Origin of the sequence: Pseudoxanthomonas sp. X-1, assembly GCF_020042665.1 — a bacterium.
Classification (GTDB): domain Bacteria; phylum Pseudomonadota; class Gammaproteobacteria; order Xanthomonadales; family Xanthomonadaceae; genus Pseudoxanthomonas_A; species Pseudoxanthomonas_A spadix_A.
Map to the genome: position 1 here is coordinate 1,403,460 of NZ_CP083376.1, position 20,190 is coordinate 1,423,649.

Sequence of the window (20,190 nt, forward strand, 5' to 3'; positions counted from 1 at the left end):
CACGCTCATGACCGAGGCGATCACGCTGCACATCGATGGCATGACCTGCGGGTCGTGCGCCGAGCACGTCAAGCAGACCTTGGAAAAGGTGCCCGGCGTGCGTTCGGCCTCAGTGTCCTACCCACAGCGCCGGGCCGAGATTGAGGCCAGCGTAGGTACCGCCGCGGACGTGACCTCGCTGGTCGCGGCGGTATCCGCACTCGGTTACCGAGCGCAGCTTGCCGATGCGCCGGGGCAACCCAGCGACCTGCTGAACAATGCACAAGAGCGGCTGGGCGGCGAACCAAAGCGCGAGGACGATGAGGCTGCACTGCACGTGGCCGTGATCGGCAGCGGCGGCGCGGCGATGGCGGCGGCGTTGAAGGCCGTCGAGCAAGGGGCGCGTGTGACGCTGATCGAGCGCAGCACTCTCGGCGGCACCTGCGTCAACGTCGGATGTGTGCCGTCCAAGATCATGATCCGCGCTGCCCACATTGCGCATCTGCGTCGCGAGAGTCCGTTCGATGACGGCATTGCCGCCGCCTCGCCGAAGATTCTGCGTAAGCGCTTGCTGGCTCAGCAGCAGGGGCGCGTCGATGAACTGCGCCACGCCAAGTACGAAGGCATCCTGACGAGCACCCCGACCATCACCGTGCTGCGCGGCGATGCCCGATTCAAGGATGCGCACACGCTGACCGTGGCAACCGCTGACGACGGGATGCGCGAGGTGAGTTTCGACCGCTGCCTCATCGCCACCGGGGCCAGTCCGGCGATTCCACCGATCCCGGGCTTGAAAGACACGCCCTTCTGGACGTCGACCGAAGCGCTGGCCAGCGACACGATCCCCGATCGGCTGGCCGTGATCGGCTCGTCGGTGGTGGCCGTCGAACTCGCGCAGGCCTTTGCCCGGCTGGGCAGCAAGGTGACCATGCTGGCGCGCAGCACACTGTTCTTTCGCGAAGACCCCGCCATTGGCGAGGCCATCACGGCCGTGTTCCGCGCCGAAGGCATCGAAGTGCTGGACCACACCCAGGCCAGCCAGGTCGCCTATCAGGATGGGGAATTCGTGCTCACCACCGAACGCGGCGAACTGCATGCCGACCGGCTGTTGTTCGCCACCGGCCGCACCCCAAACACCCGCACGCTCAACCTCGACGCGGCCGGTGTGGTGGTCAATGCGCAAGGCGCCATCACCATCGACCACGCGATGCGCACTACCGTGCCGCACATCTATGCCGCCGGCGACTGCACTGACCAGCCGCAGTTCGTCTACGTCGCGGCGGCGGCCGGCACCCGCGCTGCAATCAACATGACGGGTGGCAACGCGACGCTGGATCTGACGGCGATGCCGGCGGTGGTGTTCACCGACCCGCAGATCGCCACCGTGGGCTACAGCGAAGCCGAAGCGCACCACGACGGTATCGAGACCGACAGCCGCACGCTGACGCTCGACAACGTGCCCCGGGCGCTGGTCAACTTCGACACGCGCGGTTTCATCAAGCTGGTTTCGGAGGCCGGTTCGGGACGACTGATCGGCGTGCAAGCGGTAGCCCCGGAAGCAGGCGAGCTGATCCAAACCGCAGTACTGGCGATTCGCAACCGCATGACGGTGCGAGAGTTGGCCGACCAGTTATTCCCCTACCTGACGATGGTCGAGGGGCTGAAACTCGCGGCACAAACCTTCACCAAGGACGTAAAGCAACTGTCCTGTTGCGCGGGGTAGTGGCTGGGCCTCTTACCTATGCTTCATCGGCTGAATCACAAATTCAGGCTGAAGCGCCGCCTCTTGCACAATGGGCTGAGGACTATTCGAAATACCCCTCTTCGAGTAGCCGCGCCAGCGTCGGGAGATAGGGGCCGTACTCGACCACGCGCGTGATCTTCTTCTTGCGCGTTGCCGCCGTGGTCATCCGCTGGAACACGAAGTCCGTGGTCATTGGGTCGTCGTCATCGACCAACACGGTTTCGATAACCGAGCCATCCTTGCGCGCCTTCTTGTCGTAGAGCATGCGCGCCCGAAGCACCTCGAAGCTGTAACCCCTGCCCATGCGGTTCATGTCTTTGGCCACTCGGTTGACTGACTCAGTATAGGCATTGGTAATCGGCTGCTCGAAGTAGGCGAAGATTTCGTCGTGCCAGTTGTGCACGGCGGTGGTCAGGTCCTTGAACGTGGCCGCCAATTCGGTCGGAATATTGGCCTGCCACTTCGCGCAGGCGGCTTCTGCTGCTGGGCGGGTCTTCTGATCCCAGATCGACAGAAATCCTTCCTTGAGCGCGTGGGCTTCGCTTAGGAGCGGGAACTGTTGGAACCATTCCCGCATCCGGTCCATATCTCTCCCTGTCAGGTCGTGCTGCCGCTTGAGCAGCAGGAACCGCTCGTCCTTGAGTTTGAGGCGCTGCCGGGTGGACAAATCCTTGCGAATGCGCTTGCGCAGCTTCTCCAGCGCGTCGTTCGCCATGCGCTGGATATGGAATCGATCGACCACGATCCGGGCCTGTGGCAGCGTGGCGCGCACCACCTGCCGATAAACGTGGTACATGTCCATCGCCACCCACTCGACCGAGTCCTTGTCCCGCAGGTCGCGGAAATAGGGCATCAACTCGGCTTTGGCCCGGCTGGGGCGGATATCGAACACGGTCTTGCGCTCGACGTTGGTGATCATGGCCCGGTACTGGCCGATGATCTTGAGCTCGTCGATACCCAGCACCCGCGGCGTCCGGAACTGGGTCTTGGCCTCGACCTCCTCGATGAAATCGTCGAAGACGTGGCGGACCGTCTTTTCGTCCACGGCTACTTCCCGGGCAAGGGCCGCAAAGGTCTTGGAGAAGGACTGGTCGCGGATATAACGCACCAGACGCGCCGTGGCTTGGCGTTTTCCATCAAGGTCCGCCACAGGCTCAAACAAGGTCTTGGTGCAGCTTGTACAGCGATAGCGACGGCGCTGGATGAAGATCACGACGGGTTTGCCGTGCGTCGGTGTGTCCTGAAACGACTGTTCCTGTGAGCCGTGACCATGCAGGCGTCCGGTCTTGCACAGCGGGCAGGTCACCCACTGATTGACGCCTTCGGCCTTGACGACGTAACTGTCCTCGCTGGTCAGGATTTCAAGCGTCTTCAGGCTTCGCAGCTGGAGAAAGTCCGTCACTCAGCACCTTGGGCGAACCCACACTGAAATCCGACTTTTACTCTAGCACATCCGCTCAGCCGTCCAACACCAAAATCCATTCTTTGAAAGTGATAGCTACAAAGACCTAAGGAGCCAGAACCCACACCAGATTCCGGATACCCAAAAGAAAGGCGCGTCGCCCCGAAGGACGATGCGCCGGGTTGTCGGCGTGCGATCAGTTCGCCGCCGGTGCAACCATCGACTGCAACTGCTCAATGACGCCGGGTTCGACGAACACGCACGGCTGGTTGGCTGCGATCGGCAAGTTGAACACGCGAGCGAACACCTCGCGTTTCAGGTGCGCCAGGCGACCCGTGCGATATGCCTGTTCGGGCTTTACGTTCGCACCGCCCGCCGGCGAGCCGCTGCGCTGCGGATCGCATTCGATGAGTGCGACAAAGCCATCGTCGGACAGCTTCTGGTGTTCGGCGCACAGGCCCCAGCCGGTGGCCGTGTGGTGCTCCATGCTCGCGCGCAGGCGGCGATCCAGCAGGATGGCGCCGGTGTCGAAGCGAACGCCGCAGACAAGGCAAACGTGTTGTTCAAGGGAAACGTGCGATTTGTCGTTCATGACGATCTCCGGTTGCACGGGCGGAATTGCCCGGAACCGTCGCCAGCACGGCGCAGCGCAAGCAGTCAGGGGGCAAAGCCGGCCGCCAGGACGCCAGCGCGCTATACGCGCGCAGCCCTTGACGGCGAGAACGCCGTGGTACGGTGAAGGGAACAGCAAGACCGCCTACACCCCGCCCAATGCACATACCCGCCTTTGGCAAGCGGAGCGTGCAGGCCCACGAGGGCCGAAGGCGTCAGGGGTCAAAGCCGGATGGCCGCGATTCGGCACGAAGCGCGGGGCGCAGCCCGCGAACCCGACGGCGGCACGCCAGGACGCACGGATGCTGCTGTCAGGACTTCTCGCTAGGCTCCCGCTGCTCGATCTGCAACCGCGCCCGCTCGGTCGCCTGCTGCAACTTCTCGCCCAGCACCGCACGCGGCGGCAAGCTGGTCAGGTACTCGGCAACATGGATGCCCGACTTGTCCAGTTCCAGCAATTCGATCTGCTCGCGCTTCTTGCCGGTGCAGAGAATGATCCCCAGCGGCGAGGCTTCTTCCGGCTCGCGCTCGTGCTTGTCCAGCCAGCGCAGGTAAAGCTCCATCTGCCCCTTGTAGGCTGCCTTGAACTCGCCGATCTTCAACTCCACCGCCACCAGCCGCCGCAGCTTGCGGTTGTAGAACAGCAGGTCAAGGTGGAAATCCTCGTCGTCGATCTGGATGCGCTTCTGCCGGGCCACGAAGCTGAAACCGGCGCCCAGCTCCAGCAAGAACGACTCCATTTCGCGGATGATCGCCGCCTCCAGATCGCCTTCCTGCCAGGTGTCCCGCAATCCCAGGAAGTCGAGGATGTACGGGTCGCGCATGACCAGGGCGGGCGACATGCGCTGCGCATCGCGCATCGTGGCCAGCTCCTTCGCGATCGTCTCGCCCGGCTTCTTGGATAGGGCCGTGCGTTCGTATAGCATCGAGTCGATGCGCTCGCGCAGCGTCCGCACGCTCCAGCGTTCGGCGCCTGCCATCTGCGCGTAGTAGTCCCGCTGGAGCGGGTCTTTCAGCGGGATGAGGGCGATGAAATGCGTCCAGCTCAATTGTCGTATCAGTGATACGACAATCTGCTCGTCGGGAAAGGTGGCGGCGAACTGCACCATACGGCGCAGGTTCTTGACCCCGAAACTGCTGCCGTATTCCTTCACCAACTGCGCCGCCAAGGTCAACACGACTTCCTCGCCGTAGTCGGCCCGCCGGCCCTCCAAGACTTGCGTGTGGATGCGCTGGCCGATGCGCCAGTAGAGCATCGTCAACTCGCTATTCACCGTCGAAGCGGCGCGCTGCCGCGCCGCCTCGATCAGTGTCCGAATGTCACTCAGCAATGCCGACGGCACTGCGGACGATGCCACGGATGACCGGCGCCCGTTCATGCCGCCCCCTCGGCCAGCTGGCGAGCGCCCGTAATGGCTTGGCGCCGGCTCGCCACCAGCTCGGCCGCATCGCGCACCGGCTTGTCCTCGGTGTGAACGTAGTGCATGAACATCGCCACGGTTTTGTGGCCCGTCAGCTTCATGCCTACCTTGGTCGGCACGCCAGAATTGGCAATGTCGGTCGTCGAGCGATGGCGGATGCCGTGCGTGCCGACATGTGGCACACCGGCGGCCTTGAGCACGCGCTTCCAGCCGCTGTAATGCTCGCCAAAGGTCAGGTGCTTGCTCGGGTCGTTGGGCGATGGCAGAACGTAAGGACAGCCTTCCCGACGCGGCGCTGTCGAAAGCAGCCGATAGGCTTCCGCGCTCATGGGCTTGGAAATGCCGCCGGTCTTGCTGTCGGGCCACACCACGCGCCGCTTCTCGAAATCCAGCCAGTCCCATTCGAGCGGGCAGATTTCGGAACGTCGCGCGGCGAACTCGAATTGCAGGCGGATCGCCAGCGGGATGACATAGTTTTCGAGCCCTTCCGCCTCCAGCTTCTCCAAGTGGCGGAAGATCAGTACCAGCTCGTCGTCCACGATGAGCCGGGTTTCCTTGCCAGGTGGGTACATCGGAACGTGCCGGCACGGGTTGGTGCCATCCGGTCGCAGGCCCCATACCTCTGCCATGTTGAACATCTTGCGCAGCACTCCGAAGGTGCGGTTGGCTTCGGCCGGCTTGTAGGCCAGTTTTTTCATCAGTGCCGCGATGTCGGGACGCTTTACGTCCTGCACCTTCATCCGGCCCATGATAGGGATGATGTTGCGGTTGATGACGCCCCAGTAGCCGCGCTGGGTGGTTGGCTTGTTGCGTTGCTTGGAGTAGTCCTCCATGAAGGTGTGGCAATACTCCTTCATGGTCGGTGCCTTGCGGGCGGCGGTCTTGGCCGCGCCGGGATCGCCGCCCCGGCGTACTTCGGCCAGCCAGTCCTGCGCCATGACGCGGGCCTGCTCGACGGTTAGTTCGCCGAACAGTCCCAGGGCGGGCTTGCGACGCTGGCCGGCGTTCGTACGGTACTGGAGCATGAACACCTTGCGACCCGCTGGAGTAATCTTGCAGAGGAAACCCGGCACGGCGGTATCTCGCAGTTCAACCGCCTGCGCTCGGGGCTGCGCCGCATCGACGGCGCTCTTGGTGAGTTTGATCTTTGCCATGCTGACTCCTCCGGCACCCCGGTTTCCAGGTGCCACGTGGGAGTCACGCGGGCGGAAGCCGGGTCAAGTTGCTGAAAGCACCGGCATAGGATGGACTGACCTAAGTCCTTGATAAACCTGCCACAGCGAGCCAGGTCGTAGTCCAGCGAAGTTCGGTGCTGGAGTCATCGTGAAACAAAAAAAGCCCCGGCCGATTCGGCCGGGGCTTTTGGCTCACGCGATGGCGGTGGAGCGGCTTACCAGGTGTAGGCGATGCGGCCGTACACGTAGGCGCCGTTGAAGCCGAACGGCGAGTAGTTGCTGTACGGGAACACGCCGCTGGTCGAGTTGGCGTAGGTGTTCTCCTGCGGATAGGTGTCCAGCACGTTGTCCGCGCCCACCGTCAGCGTCCACTGCGAGGTCGGCTTGTAGCTGGCGGTCACATCGACCAGCCACTTGGCATCGAAGGTCTGGTCGTTGGCCGGCGTGGTCGAGTTGCGCACGGTGACGCTGCCATAGCGCGTGCCCGTCAGGCCCACGCTCCAGTGGTCGCTGTGCCAGGTGCCGCCGACGATCGCCTTGCTCTTGGGGAAGCTGTCCTCCAGCCGCCCGACCTCGTCGCGCCCGACCAGGCCGGTGGTGATGCCCAGGTCGGTCAGCACGGCCGGCGACGCATCCAGGCGCGTCACCTCGGTCTTGCCGTAGCTGTAGCTGGCGGTCAGGTCCAGGCCGCTGGTCGCGAACGGGATCGCGTAGGTGCCCACCACGTCCACGCCGCGCGTGCGGGTATCGGCCGCGTTGGTGAAGTAGCGGAACTGGGTCACCTGGTCCTGGCCCAGGCTGGTCAGCAGCGCGCGCGCGGCCGGGGTGGTGTTGACGTTGGAGGACAGCAGGATGCGATCGTCGATCTTGATCTGGTAGGCGTCCACCGTCAGCGAGAACGCGTCGGTCGGCTGCAGCACCAGGCCCACGCTGTAGGAGGTCGAGGTCTCGGCCTTGAGCGGCTTGGCGCCCAGGGCCTGGGCCACGGCGGTGTCGGCCGGGAAGGTCCCGGACTGGAAGAACACGCCGTTGTTGATCGTGCTGGAGATCGCCTGGAAGCTCTGCTGGGCCAGCGACGGGGCGCGGAAGCCGTTGGACGCCGTGGCGCGCAGGGCGACCCGGTCGGTGAAGGCGTAGCGCGCCGAGAGCTTGCCCGAGACCTTGCTGCCGAAGTCCGAGTAGTCCTCGTAGCGACCGGTCAGGCCGGCGGAGAACTTGTCGGTGAAGTCGGCTTCCAGCCCGGTGTAGAACGCATAGCTGTGGCGGTCGGCGTGGACGGCGTTGGCCGGCGTGAAGCCGCCGAAGCCCTGCGCGCCCGAACTGGAGCCGGCGATGCCCAGGCCGGCGTTGGCGTAGGAGCCGTACTCGCCCGGCGACTGGTTCCACTTCTCGCCGCGGTACTCGGCGCCGAAGGACCAGGTCACCGGATAGGCCAGGCCCCAGTCCAGCGCCTGGGTGAAGTCGGCGTTGAAGATGTTCTGGGTGTACTCCAGCGCGCCATCGTAGAAGCTGGTCGGGCTGGCCGCGCCGAGCGTGTAGTTGATGGTGTTGCGGGTGTGGTAGTCGATCTTGTTGTAGCCGTAGTTGTAGCTGACGTCCCAGGTGAAGCCGCCGTCGGTGTTGCCCTTGAGCCCGGCGATCAGCGAGCGGTCCTTGGAGTACTGGTTGATCACCGGCACGTAGCCGTCCGGATAGAACTGCGCCAGCAGCGCGCTCTGGTTGTTGTGGTTCTTCGAGCGGTAGAAGGCGTAGGAATCGATGTCGCGGTTGCTGGCGATCGCCGTGGCGTAGGCGCTGAGGTGGTCGCTGAAGTCGAAGCTGGTGCTGGCCGAGACCGCGCCGGCGTCCACGTCCGGGTCGCCGATCACGAAGGCCTTCTGGCCCACCGAGGGGAAGTTGCCGGTGTTGGGCGTGCTGCCGGCGTAGGCGCCGGAGCGGTTGGTGGGATCCTGGTAGCCGACCTGGCCGGCCACGTGCAGCTTGCCGCGGCCGTCGGCGAAGCCCACGCCGGCATCGCCGGAGAGCTGGTACTGCTCGCCGTCGCCCTTGGCGTACTTGCCGTAGTTTACCGCCAGGCTGCCGCCGCTGCCGGCGCCCTTGAGCACGATGTTGATCACGCCGGCGATGGCGTCCGAGCCGTACTGCGCCGAGGCGCCGTCGCGCAGCACTTCCACGCGCTCGATGGCCGCGACCGGAATGCTGTTGAGGTCCACCGCCGAGGAGCCGCGGCCGATGCTGCCGTTGAGGTTGATCGCGGCCGAGGTGTGGTAGCGCTTGCCGTTGACCAGCACCAGCACCTGGTCGGGCGAGAGCCCGCGCAGCTGCGCCGGGCGCACGCCGCTGGTGCCGTCCACCAGCGCCGGGCGCGGGAAGTTGAGCGAGGGCAGGGCGCGCGAGAGCGCGGTGGCCAGCTCGGTGGTGCCGGTGGCCTGCAGGGTCTCGGGCGAGATGATGTCGATCGGCGACTGCGATTCGGCCACGGTGCGGTCGGCCACATGCGTACCGGTGACGATCACGGTATCCAGCGTGCTGGCTTTGACGGGCGCGGAAGTGACGGCGTCCTGGGCGAAGGCGGGGGCGGCGGCCAGGGCGAGTGCCACGGCGGCGGCGAGGGGACTGGTCTTGCGGTTCATCTGTGCAACTCCGGTAATAAAGGCATGCATCGCTGGGGGAGGGCTCGTCGCCTGAACAGGGGCGAGGTCGCGACGCACTTTCGAATTAACGCTTTTCTAACTGGTGTGTCAAACCCGGTTTCGGCTGAAATCGCTTTGGCCGTGCGCGCCGCGCGCCGGGAATTCCGGGGTTGCGGCACGTCTCGCGGGCTCCGAGTCAAGTATTCGTTAACGTTAGAATGGCGTCGCAGGAAGGGTCCTCATCTCCTCATGCCCTTCGGTTATTTCGGAAGCCCCCCATGATTTCCTTGCGTAATTTCGCCCTCCGTCGCGGCGAACGCCTGCTGTTGTCCAATGTCGACCTGGCCATGCACGCCGGCTACCGGGTCGGCGTGGTCGGGCGCAACGGCACCGGCAAGTCCAGCCTGTTCGCCGCGGTCAAGGGCGAGCTGGAGGCGGACAAGGGCGATGTCGAGCTGCCGGGCAAGGTGCGCATCGCCAGCGTGGCGCAGGAAACCCCGGCCCTGCCGGACGCGGCGCTGGACTTCGTGCTGGGTGGCGACACCGAAGTGGCCGCCGTGCTCAAGGCCGAGGCCGACGCCATGGCTGCCGAGGACTGGGAAGCGGTGGCCGCCGTGCACATCCGCATGGAGGAAGTCGGCGGTTACGACGCCCAGGCCCGCGCCGGCAAGCTGCTGCACGGCCTGGGCTTTCCGGCCGACACCCACCAGCGCGCGGTCAAGGACTTCTCCGGCGGTTGGCGCGTGCGCCTGAACCTGGCGCGCGCGCTGATGATGCCCAGCGACCTGCTGCTGCTGGACGAACCGACCAACCACCTCGACCTGGACGCGGTGTTCTGGCTGGAGCAGTGGCTGCTGAAGTATCCCGGCACGCTGCTGCTGATCAGCCACGACCGCGAGTTCCTGGACAACGTGGCCACCCACACCCTGCACCTGCACGGCGGCGGCGCCAAGCTCTACGTCGGCGGGTACACCGACTTCGAACGCCAGCGCACCGAGCACCTGCGCCAGCAGCAGATCCAGCACGAGAAGGCCGAGGCCGAGCGCGCGCATCTGCAGAGCTTCATCGACCGCTTCAAGGCGCAGGCCAGCAAGGCCAGCCAGGCGCAGAGCCGCATCAAGCGCCTGGCCAAGATGGCCGGCACCGAGGCGGTGCGCGCCGAGCGCGAGTTCCGCATCGAGTTCGCCGCGCCGGCGCGCCTGCCGTATTCGCTGATCCGCCTCAACCACGTCGAGGCCGGCTACGGCGAGGACACGGTGATCCTGCACAAGGTCGGCTTCGGCCTGGAGGCCGGCGACCGCATCGGCCTGCTCGGTCCCAACGGCGCGGGCAAGTCCACCCTGGTCAAGACCCTGGTCGGTGAACTGGCGCCGGTGCGTGGCGAGCGCAGCGCGCATCCGGACCTGTGCATCGGCTACTTCGCCCAGCACACGGTCGAGTCGCTGCACGAGGGGCAGTCGCCCATCGACCACTTCCGCGAGATCTCCCCGGATGCGTCCACCCAGTCGTTCCGCGACTTCCTGGGCAAGTGGAACTTCCCCGGCGATCGCGCCTTCGAGGTGGTCGACGGTTTTTCCGGCGGCGAGCGCGCGCGCCTGGCGCTGGCGCTGATCGCCTGGCAGCAGCCCAACGTGCTGCTGCTCGACGAGCCGACCAACCACCTGGACCTTGAGATGCGCGAGGCGTTGGCCGAAGCGCTGAGCATCTTCGAAGGCGCCATCGTGATGGTCAGCCACGACCGCCATCTGATCGGCCTGGTCTGCGACACCTTCTGGCGCGTGGCCGACGGCGTGGTCGAGCCGTTCTCCGGCGACCTGGACGACTACGCCGCGTGGCTGCGCACCCGCCCGGCCGCGCAGGGCACCAAGCAGAAGCTGGCCCAGGCCGTGCCCACGCCGCCGCCGCCGACCCCGCCGCTGGCGCAGAAGAAGCCGCCGAACCCGCACAAGCTCAAGGCGGCCGAGGACAAGGTGGCGCAGCTGGAAGCGGCCGTGGCCGCGATCGATGCGCAGCTGGCCGATCCGGCCAATGCCGCCGACGGCGGCCGGCTGGCCGCGCTCGGCCGCCAGCGCGAGCAGGCCGCCGGCGACCTGGCCAAGGCCGAGGCCGCCTGGATGGCGCTGTACGACGACGCGGCCTGAGCCGGCGCGTCAGTCCGCCGGCGCGGCGTCCTGCGCTACGCGCTGTTCGAGCCAGCGCCGGAACTGCTGCGCGGCCGGGCGCTCGGGCCGCGAGCGCAGCCGGGTGAGCCAGTAGCGGCCCAGCGCGATGTGCAGATCGAAGGGCTGCACCAGCTGGCCGCTGTCCAGCGCCTGCTGGAACAGTTCCACCGGCAGCAGCGCCACGCCAGCACCGGCGGTGGCGGCCGCGGCCATCGCCAGCGACGTGTCGAACACCGGCCCGCGCGCATCCAGCGGCGCGATGCCGGCCGCCGCGCACCAGCGCGACCATTCGTCCTGCCGGTAGGTGCGCAGCAGCGTGTGCGCGGCCAGATCCTCAGGGCGGTGCAGGGTCCTGGCCAGGGCCGGGGCGCACAGCGGCGCGAAACGCACCGACATCACCGGGGTGCTGTGCTGGCCCGGCCAGTCGCCCTCGCCGAAGCGGATCGCCAACTCCAGCCCTTCACCGGCCAGGTCGACGCGGTTGTTGTGAGTCTGCAGGCGCAGGTCGATGGCCGGATGCGCCGCGCCGAATTGCGGCAGGCGCGGCAGCAGCCAGCCGATGGCGAAGGTGCCGACCACGCCCACGTTCAAGGTCTCGCGATAGCGGCCATCGGCGAAGCGGTCCAGCGTGGCGGCGATGCGGTCGAAGCTTTCGTTGAGCATCGGATACAGCGCCGCGCCTTCGTCGGTCAGCGCCACCCCGCGCGCCAGGCGATGGAACAGCACCACCTGCAGGCGCGATTCCAATACACGGATCTGATGGCTCAGCGCGGCCTGGCTGATGTGCAGTTCCAGGGCGGCGCGGGTGAAGTTCAGGTGGCGCGCGGCCGCTTCGAAGGCGCGCAAGGCATTGAGCGGCAGGGCGGATCGGAGCATGACGGCGGGTCGGGAGGACGAGGACGCAGGCGCGGCGGCGGGGCGCCGTGCGATCGGCACTGTAGCCCAAGTCATCGATCCAGCTTATGGCTGCCCCTGAAACTTCGCGCTGGTGGCCCTGGGGCTGCCTTCCAATAATCCTGGGGACCAACCGTTCGGAGTGCCGCCATGTCTGACCGTCGTCGATTCCTCCAGCGCAGCGGGACCGCGCTGCTCACCGCCTTCGCCGTGCCCTGGGCGGCCGCTGCCGCGCCGGTGGCGCCTGCCGCCGCGAAGGGGGGCAGCGTGGCCGCGGCCATCGCCGGCGCCAAGGACTTTGCCGCGCTGGAGCAGGTCAGCGGTGGGCGGCTGGGGGTGACGCTGCTGGAGGTGGCCACCGGACGGCGCCTGGGCCGCCGCCAGGACGAGCGCTTCCCGATGTGCAGCACCTTCAAGGCGCTGCTGGCCGCGCACGTCCTGAGCCTGGCCGACGCCGGGACGCTGTCGCTGGATGAGCGCCTCCCGATCCGCCAGGCGCAGCTGCTGTCCTGGGCGCCGGAGTCGGAGCGGCACGTGGGCAAGGACCTCACCGTGCGCGATCTCTGTCGCGCGGCGGTCACCAACAGCGACAACACGGCGGCCAATCTGCTGCTGGCGCGGGCCGGTGGGCCGCCCGCGCTGACGACGTTCCTGCGCAGGCAGGGCGACGCGGTGACCCGCAGCGATCGTTACGAGCCCGAGATGAACAACTTCGCGCCGGGCGATCCGCGCGATACCACCAGTCCTGCGGCAGTGGCCGCGAGCCTGGCGCGCTTCGCGGTGGGCGATGGCTTGTCCAAGGCGTCGCGTGCGCAGTACGCGGACTGGCTGATCGACAACCAGACCGGCGACGACTGTCTGCGTGCCGGTCTGGGCAAGCGCTGGCGCGTGGGCGACAAGACGGGCAACAACGGTCGCGACACCCGCAACGATCTGGCGGTGTTGTGGCCGCTTGCGGGCGGCGCGCCGTGGGTGCTGGTGGCGCTGCTGCAGGGCGCCCGGGTCGATGCGGATCAGCGCGATGCGGTGCTGGCGCGGGTGGGGGCGCTGGCGGATGCGATGATCGGTTGAGCGCGCGGCTGCGTTTGGCGCCTCGCAGGTTCTTCCGACCGCTTGAGCTTGGCGGTTGGGCGTTCCGGCGTCGAAGGGGCGGCGGTACGGCAGGCGGTGTTCGCTCGTGCCTCGGCCGGGTCATCGATCCCGCCTGATGTGTCTATCGTCGTTGACCGCGTTGCAGTGGAGCTTCTTGGCTTCGGAGGGGCAGCGGGCCGGCGGGCCGTGGCCGCTTTTCCCTCGATCAGGGCATCCTGCCCTGACTCGGGCGCTCGGCGTCCTGCCTCGCTTGGCGCGGCCACGGCCCGCCGGCCCGCTGCCTCACACGTCAGGTCACAGGACTTCGGTTTGCGGGGCGTTCGAACCTCTCCTCGCGCACAACGCGATCGGCGGGAAGGTATCGACTTGAAGCCCCTCCCTTGCTCGAAGCGCAGGGGAGGGACGGGAGGGGGCGGAGCTTTACAGTCAAGCCACCAAAGCGAAGAACAAATCATTCCCCCTCAGTCGCTAGTTCGCGACTTCGAGCTCCCCTTCGCCTGTGGCGAAAGGGAGGGGCGGAGTACTGCCCGATGCACTCAGGTAGGAAGAAATCCGGATCCTTTCGCGGTTTGCTTCCGTCGGTCGGGTGCTGAACCTATGTGGGAATCGCCACGGCGGCGATGAGGCTTTCCCAGCGAAGCTTCATCGCGGCTCAAGCATTGCCAAGCCGAGCCTCATCGCCGCCATGGCGGCTTCCACAAAAGCATGTAGCGATCTCGATCCTTTCCATCCCGGCATCCGCCGTCGAGGGCGAGTCGTGCCCGGGAGCCGCGACCGGCCGGTCGCGGCCGGTTGGCGAAGTCCGCTGTTGTCGCGGACAGGATCCCGGCGAAGGTTCAACAAGCAGAAAGGCCGCTTTTCAGCGGCCTTTCTGCGGTCTGCGGCGCGGGCGCGCGGCAGGCTTACTTCAGCTTGGCGTCGGCGCGCAGGGCGTCGGCCTTGTCGGTCTTCTCCCACGAGAAGGCGGTGGCGGTGTGCTGCGTGCCGGCGCCGTCGGTGTAGGTGAATTCCTTCGGCTTGCGGCCGAAGTGACCGTAGGAGGCGGTCGGCTGGTACATCGGGTGGATCAGGTCGAGCATCTGGATGATGCCGTACGGACGCAGGTCGAAATGCTTGCGGATCAGCTTCTCGATCTTCTCGTCGGCGATCTTGCCGGTGCCGAAGGTGGTGACCGAGATCGAGGTCGGCTCGGCCACGCCGATGGCGTAGGAGACCTGCACTTCGCAGCGGTCGGCCAGGCCGGCGGCGACCACGTTCTTGGCCACGTAGCGCGCGGCGTAGGCGGCCGAGCGGTCGACCTTGGACGGGTCCTTGCCGGAGAACGCGCCGCCGCCGTGGCGGGCCCAGCCGCCGTAGGTGTCCACGATGATCTTGCGGCCGGTCAGGCCGCAGTCGCCCACCGGTCCGCCGATGATGAACTTGCCGGTCGGGTTGATGTGGAACTTGGTGCCCTTGTGCAGCCACTTGGCCGGCAGCACCGGCTTGATGATCTCCTCGCGCACCGCCTCGATCAGGTCCTTCTGCTTGATGCCCGGATCGTGCTGGGTCGACAGGACGACCGCGTCGATGGCCGTGGCCACGCCGTCCTCGTAGCGCAGGGTGACCTGCGACTTGGCGTCCGGGCGCAGCCAGGACAGCGGCGAGTTCTTCTTCTTGCGGATCTGCGCCTGGCGCTCGACCAGCCGGTGCGAGAGGTGGATCGCCGCCGGCATGTAGCTGTCGGTCTCGTTGGTGGCGTAGCCGAACATCAGGCCCTGGTCGCCGGCGCCCTGTTCCTCGGGCTTCTTGCGGTCCACGCCCTGGTTGATGTCCGGCGACTGCTTGCCGATCAGGTTGAGCACGCCGCAGGTCTCGCCGTCGAAGCCGACCTCGGAGCTGTTGTAGCCGATGTCCAGGATGACCTTGCGGGTCAGGGCTTCCAGGTCGATCCAGGCGCTGGTGGTCACTTCGCCGGCCACGATCGCCACGCCGGTCTTGACCAGCGTCTCGCAGGCCACGCGGGCGCGCTTGTCCTGCGCGAGGATCGCGTCCAGGACGGCGTCGGAAATCTGGTCTGCGATCTTGTCCGGATGGCCCTCGGAGACCGATTCGGAAGTGAACAGGTAGCTGGACATCAGGCTTATATCCTTTGATTCGGATGAAAAGATGGCCGCGCATGATACACGCGCGGCGCCGGCCGCGCATGGTGGCGTGCCCCGTGTTGCCGGGGCGTTACTTTCCGCCGCGCCGGCCGCCGCCGGGCCTGTCATCGCCCTGCCGCACGCGTGCAACGCGCGTGTCGCGGTCGCGGCCCAGTCTGGCGTTCCAGATACGCCGCTGACCGGGACGGGACCCGACCATGCGCCCTCTGGAAGACGCCCTCATCGAACGTTACCCGCGCTGGTTCGGCGGCCGCCGCGGCCTGCTGACCCGGCCGCTGCTGCGCCGCTACGGCCACTGGTCCGGCCTGGACCAGGCGCTGGCCTTCCTGCGCGAGCACCAGGACAGCGCGCCCTGGGACTTCGTCGCCGCCGCGCAGGGCCTCCTGCGGCTGGACGACAGCTTCGATGCGCAGGCGCTGGCGCGGATCCCCGCAAGCGGCCCGTTGCTGGTGGTCGCCAACCATCCTTCCGGCGCGCGCGATGCGATGGCGCTGCTGCATCTGGTCGGGCAGGTGCGCCGCGACGTCCGCATCGTCGCCAACCAGGTGCTGACCCGGATCGAGCTGCTGCGCCCCTTGCTGCTGCCGGTGCGCGTGTTCGGCGGCAGTTCGGCCGCCGGCAGCCTGCGCGCGGTGCGCGCGGCGCTGGAGGCGGGGCAGTGCGTGATCGTGTTCCCGGCCGGCGAGGTCTCGCGCCTGTCGCCGCTGGGCGTACGCGACACGGCCTGGCGGCCGGGGTTCGTGCGCTTCGCCCGGGCCAGCGGTGCCCAGGTGCTGCCGGTGCGCGTGCAGGCGCGCAACTCGGCGCTGTTCTACGGCGCCTCGGCGGTGTTCAAGCCGGCCGGCACGGTGCTGCTGCCGCGCGAGATGTTCGCGCGCCGCCAGCAGCCGCTGCGCCTGTACGTGGGCCAGGCGCAGGCGCTGGCGGCGCAGGCCGACGAGGCCACCGTGCTGCGCCAGCTGCGGCGCGCGCTGTACGCGCTCGGCCGCCGCGCCGATGCGGGCGCCGAATCGCCGGCCGAACTGGTCGCGCCGGTGCCGGTGGCGCAGCTGCGCGCGGCGATCGCGGCGCTGCCGGGCTTCGGCCGCACCAGCGAGGGCCGGCGCATCGTCGCCGGGCCGCTGGCCGCCGACTCGCCGCTGCTGCGCGAGATCGGCCGCCTGCGCGAACTGACCTTCCGCAAGGTGGGCGAGGGCACGGGCCGGGCGCTGGACGTGGACGACTACGACACCTGGTACGACCACATCGTGCTGTGGGACGAGGAGGCCGGTGCGGTCGCCGGCGCCTATCGCGTGGCGCGCGGGGCGCAGGTGCTGGCCAGGCGCGGCTTGGCCGGGCTGTACACGGCCAACCTGTTCGACTGGTCCGAGGACGCGCTGCCGCGCATCGCCCAGGGCATGGAGCTGGGCCGCAGCTTCGTCGCGCCGGACTACTGGAACAGCCGCAGCATCGACCAGCTGTGGCAGGGCATCGGTGCCTACCTCGTCGCGCATCCGCAGGTACGCTATCTGTTCGGCGCGGTGTCGATGAGCGCGGCGCTGCCGCAGGCCGCGCGCGAGCAGGTCGTGGCCTATTACCAGCGCTTCCACGGCCAGCACGCCGGGGCCACCGCGCGCCATCCCTTCGTGCTGCAGGCGGTGCCCGCGCCGTTCGAGGCGCTGGATGCGCAGGCGGCGTTCGCCGTGCTGCGCGAGAACCTCGCTGCGCTCGGCGCGCAGGTGCCGATGCTGTTCCGGCAGTACACCGAGCTGTGCGAGCCGGGCGGTGCGCGCTTCCTGGCCTTCGGCGTGGACGCCGACTTCGCCGGCTGCGTCGACGGGCTGATCGAACTGGACCTGGAGCGCATGCACCCGCGCAAGCGCCAGCGCTATCTGCACACCCCTACGCAGGAGCAAGCCGCATGAACCGCGCCGTGTTCGTCTCCGATGTGCACCTGGGCTCGACCCACTGCCATGCCGCCGAGTTCGCCGACTTCCTGGCGAAGCTGAAGTGCCGGCAGCTCTACCTGGTCGGCGACGTCGTCGACCTGTGGTGGATGTCGCGGCGGCGCGCGCGCTGGGACGCCGCCCACCAGCGCGTGGTCGAGGCGCTGCAGGCGCTGGCGCGCAACGGCACCGAGCTGATCTACGTGCCCGGCAACCACGACCGCGCCGCGCGCCGCTTCTGCGGGCTGATGCTGCCGGCCATGCAGGTGCGTCGCCGCGTGATCCACACCACCGCCGACGGCCGCCGCCTGCTGGTGGTGCATGGCGACGACTACGACGCGGTCACGCACTTCGGCGGGCTGCAGGAGCGGTTCGGCGACTGGCTCTACTACCGCATCCTCACCGGCAACAAGCTGGTCAACCGGCTGCGGCGGCGCCTGGGGCTGCGCTACTGGTCGCTGGCCGAGTACCTCAAGCGCAGGAGCGCGGCGGCCGAGCGCTACATCGCCCGCTTCGTCGACGCCGGCCTGGCCGATGCGCGCCGGCGCGGCCTGGACGGCATCGTCTGCGGACACATCCACCGCGCCGCATTGTTCCGCCGCGATGGCCTGGTCTACGCCAACGACGGCGACTGGGTGGAGAGCCTGACCGCGCTGTGCGAGGCCGCCGATGGCAGCCTGCAGTTGGTCTCGCACGCCGGGCAGGTGCTGGGCGAGGTGCCCGCGCGCCTGCGCCTGGTGGCGGACGAGCCGGCGTTGCCGCGGGCGGCCTGAGCGACCGTCCCAGCGGTAGTCGCGCTTTCGTTCCGCGTGGTGCCTGTCCTGGCGCCGCCGCCGTCTCCGTCTGATGGGCATGGAGCGAAGACTGCGTGTGCTGTTTCCCGGACTGCTGCTGATCGCGGCGCTGTTGACCCTGGCGCTGGCGCGCACGATGGTCGGCACCGCCCGCGACGGCCTGACCCTCGACGAGCCCTATCACTACGCCGCCGGCGTGTCCTATGCGCGGCTGGGCGACTACCGGATCAATCCCGAGCACCCGCCGCTGGCCAAGCTGTGGACCGGATGGCTGACGCCCTCGTCGGTGGTGCTGCCGCCGCTGCGCGAACTGCACGAGAAGGACGACGAGCGCATCTACACCCAGTCCATGGCCTACCTGGACAACGCGCCGGCCGACACCCAGCACCACATCCGCGTGGCGATGTTCGCGCTCAACCTGCTCCTGCTGGCCGCGCTGGCGCTGCTGGTGTGGAAGGTGGCGGGCCTGTGGTGGGCGGCCGGGCTGCTGGCCTGGCTGGCGGTGGATCCCACGGTCGGCGCGCACCTGCCGGTGCTGATGACCGACCTGCCGGTGGCCCTCGCCCTGGGCCTGAGCGCGGCCAGCGCGGCCTGGCTGGCCAGCACCTGGCGCTGGCCGGCCTGGGTGGCCTTCGCGCTGTCGGCGGGACTGGCGCTCGGGTCCAAGCACTCGGCGCCGGGCGCGCTGGCCGGCATCGGCGTGGCGCTGCTGCTGGCCGCGGCGTGGCGGCACTGGCGCAGCCGGCGCGACGCGCTGCCCGGCGCGCACGAGCGCGGCGCGACCCTGCTGGCGCGGTGGGCGGCGGTGGCGCTGGCGGCCCTGGTCGCGGTGGCCGTGCTGTGGTCGTTCTACGGCTTCCGCTTCCACGCCGGGCGCGATGGCAGCGATGCCTTCAACCGGCCGACGGCGCCCAAGATCGACGACCTGGCCTCGCCGATGCAGCGCAGGGTGCTGCACGCGCTGGACGACGCCCGCCTGCTGCCGCGCGCCTACTTGTGGGGCATGGCCGACACGCTGCGTGCCGGCGTGGAGGGGCGCGGCCAGCGCGAGCACAAGCTGTTCGGCCGCGACTTCAAGGGCGCGCCGCCGTGGTTCTTCTGGCCCGGCGCGCTGGCGGCCAAGATCCCGCTGCCGCTGCTGGCCGGCGCCCTGCTGGGCTTGCTGGCGCTGTGGCGCGCCCCGCTGTCGAGCGGACAGAAGCACCTGCTGCTGACCATGGGCGCGCTCGGCGCGGCGTACTGGGCCAGCCTGCTCGGCTCGCGCGGCACCTACGCCGGCGTGCGGCATGCGTTGCCGCTGTTCCTGCCGCTGGCGACGCTGGCCGGCGCGCTGGCCTGGCGCGCGTCGGTGTCGCTGCGGCGGCGCTGGCTGCTGCCGCTGGCCTTCGCTCCCACCGCGCTGGCGCTGGTGATGACCGCGCGCGAGCCGCGCCTGTGGGAATACTTCAACGAGCTGGGCGGCGGCAGCGCCAACGGCTGGCGCAACTTCTCCGACGAGGGTGTGGACCTGGGCCAGCGCCTGCCCGAGATCAGCCGCTGGATGCAGGCCCACCAGCCGCCGGGGACCACGCTCTACAACAGTTACATGTACATGCCCGAATGGGTCCGCGGCAGCGGCTCGCCGCTGCGCGAGTACGTCGGCGGCGTGGACGACACCAATGTGGCCGGGCACTACGCCGGCCTGTTCGTGATGCGGCTCAGCAGCACCATTCCCGAGCCCGAGTACAACTGGAACCCGGCCGTCACCATGCGCAACCTGCACCAGGTGGGCCGGATCGGCGTGCTGGGCATCTGGCAGGGCCGGATGGACGACAAGCGCCTGCGCGTGCGTGGCCTGTATCGCGAGGTGCTCAAGGAGGTCTACCGCACGCCGGCGCCCGACTGGCGTCAGGTGGCCAGGCGCTGCGCGGAGATCCTCGAGGCGGTGCCGTTCGCCACCGGCTGCTATGTCGAACGCGGCAATGCGCTGGCGCGCCTGGGCGATGTCGCCGGTGCACGCAAGGCCTGGACGGGCGGGGCCGAACAGCTCTCGCCCGACGATCCCATCGGCCTGCAGCTGCGCGCGCTGGTCAAGGCCAGCGCAGGTGATCGGCTCCCCGCCGACTGGCGCCCGGTGCGCAATCCCAGCCTCGAATGAGTCGTGGCGTCTGGCCTGATGCATGGGGCGCATGGCGCCGACGGCGGCGTGCAAGCAGGCATCACCATCAGCTTCAGCC

General features: G+C 68.2%; 13 protein-coding genes. 6 read left to right on the forward strand and 7 right to left on the reverse strand.

All coding sequences use genetic code 11. The features are described 5' to 3' along the window. Positions 1-7 precede the first annotated feature (7 nt). Positions 8-1,702 (forward strand): mercury(II) reductase, encoded by a 1,695-nt coding sequence (gene merA, locus LAJ50_RS06175; RefSeq protein ID WP_138652259.1) that lies wholly within the window; start codon positions 8-10, stop codon positions 1,700-1,702. 82 nt (positions 1,703-1,784) lie between these two features. Here merA and LAJ50_RS06180 read toward each other — a convergent pair whose 3' ends face one another. The 5 genes from LAJ50_RS06180 to LAJ50_RS06200 form a co-directional block, all read right to left on the reverse strand. Continuing rightward, positions 1,785-3,125 (reverse strand): ISL3-like element ISStma11 family transposase, encoded by a 1,341-nt coding sequence (locus LAJ50_RS06180; protein ID WP_019183731.1) that lies wholly within the window; start codon positions 3,123-3,125, stop codon positions 1,785-1,787. A 196-nt stretch (positions 3,126-3,321) separates the two neighbouring features. After that, a complete protein-coding gene (locus LAJ50_RS06185; RefSeq protein WP_074546695.1) occupies positions 3,322-3,717 on the reverse strand; it encodes an ATPase in 396 nt (131 codons plus the stop codon). Between the two features lie 331 nt (positions 3,718-4,048). Beyond that, positions 4,049-5,116 (reverse strand): PDDEXK nuclease domain-containing protein, encoded by a 1,068-nt coding sequence (locus tag LAJ50_RS06190; protein ID WP_138652257.1) that lies wholly within the window; start codon positions 5,114-5,116, stop codon positions 4,049-4,051. After that, a complete protein-coding gene (locus LAJ50_RS06195) occupies positions 5,113-6,312 on the reverse strand; it encodes a site-specific integrase (protein ID WP_074546693.1) in 1,200 nt (399 codons plus the stop codon). Before LAJ50_RS06195 ends, LAJ50_RS06190 begins: the two co-directional genes overlap by 4 nt. A 236-nt stretch (positions 6,313-6,548) precedes the next feature. Then, a complete protein-coding gene (locus LAJ50_RS06200; RefSeq protein WP_138652255.1) occupies positions 6,549-8,966 on the reverse strand; it encodes a TonB-dependent receptor in 2,418 nt (805 codons plus the stop codon). Positions 8,967-9,244: 278 nt separating this feature from the next. Between LAJ50_RS06200 and LAJ50_RS06205 the strand changes: the two genes are divergently transcribed. Next, positions 9,245-11,107: an ATP-binding cassette domain-containing protein gene (locus LAJ50_RS06205; protein ID WP_138652253.1), complete on the forward strand. Its 1,863-nt coding sequence runs from the start codon at positions 9,245-9,247 to the stop codon at positions 11,105-11,107. 9 nt (positions 11,108-11,116) lie between these two features. Here LAJ50_RS06205 and LAJ50_RS06210 read toward each other — a convergent pair whose 3' ends face one another. Then, complete coding sequence (locus LAJ50_RS06210) at positions 11,117-12,004, reverse strand: LysR family transcriptional regulator (protein WP_130550969.1); 888 nt, start codon at positions 12,002-12,004, stop codon at positions 11,117-11,119. A 168-nt stretch (positions 12,005-12,172) separates the two neighbouring features. On the opposite strand from LAJ50_RS06210, the gene bla reads away from it, so the two are divergent. Further along, on the forward strand, positions 12,173-13,093 hold the full coding sequence (gene bla, locus LAJ50_RS06215; protein WP_138652251.1) for a class A beta-lactamase: 921 nt from the start codon (positions 12,173-12,175) through the stop codon (positions 13,091-13,093). A 923-nt stretch (positions 13,094-14,016) separates the two neighbouring features. On the opposite strand, the gene metK is transcribed toward bla, so the two are convergent. After that, on the reverse strand, positions 14,017-15,228 hold the full coding sequence (gene metK / locus LAJ50_RS06220) for a methionine adenosyltransferase (protein WP_130551635.1): 1,212 nt from the start codon (positions 15,226-15,228) through the stop codon (positions 14,017-14,019). Positions 15,229-15,452: 224 nt separating this feature from the next. Between metK and LAJ50_RS06225 the strand changes: the two genes are divergently transcribed. From LAJ50_RS06225 to LAJ50_RS06235, 3 genes are all read left to right on the forward strand, one after another. Beyond that, positions 15,453-17,159 carry a GNAT family N-acyltransferase gene (locus tag LAJ50_RS06225; protein ID WP_138652249.1) on the forward strand — a complete coding sequence of 569 codons (1,707 nt, stop codon included), beginning with the start codon at positions 15,453-15,455 and terminating at the stop codon, positions 17,157-17,159. Continuing rightward, positions 17,156-17,953, forward strand: a complete 798-nt coding sequence (locus tag LAJ50_RS06230; RefSeq protein ID WP_130551637.1) for a UDP-2,3-diacylglucosamine diphosphatase — start codon at positions 17,156-17,158, stop codon at positions 17,951-17,953. Before LAJ50_RS06225 ends, LAJ50_RS06230 begins: the two co-directional genes overlap by 4 nt. A 79-nt stretch (positions 17,954-18,032) precedes the next feature. After that, positions 18,033-20,111 carry a hypothetical protein gene (locus tag LAJ50_RS06235; RefSeq protein WP_130551638.1) on the forward strand — a complete coding sequence of 693 codons (2,079 nt, stop codon included), beginning with the start codon at positions 18,033-18,035 and terminating at the stop codon, positions 20,109-20,111. Positions 20,112-20,190: the final 79 nt, after the last annotated feature.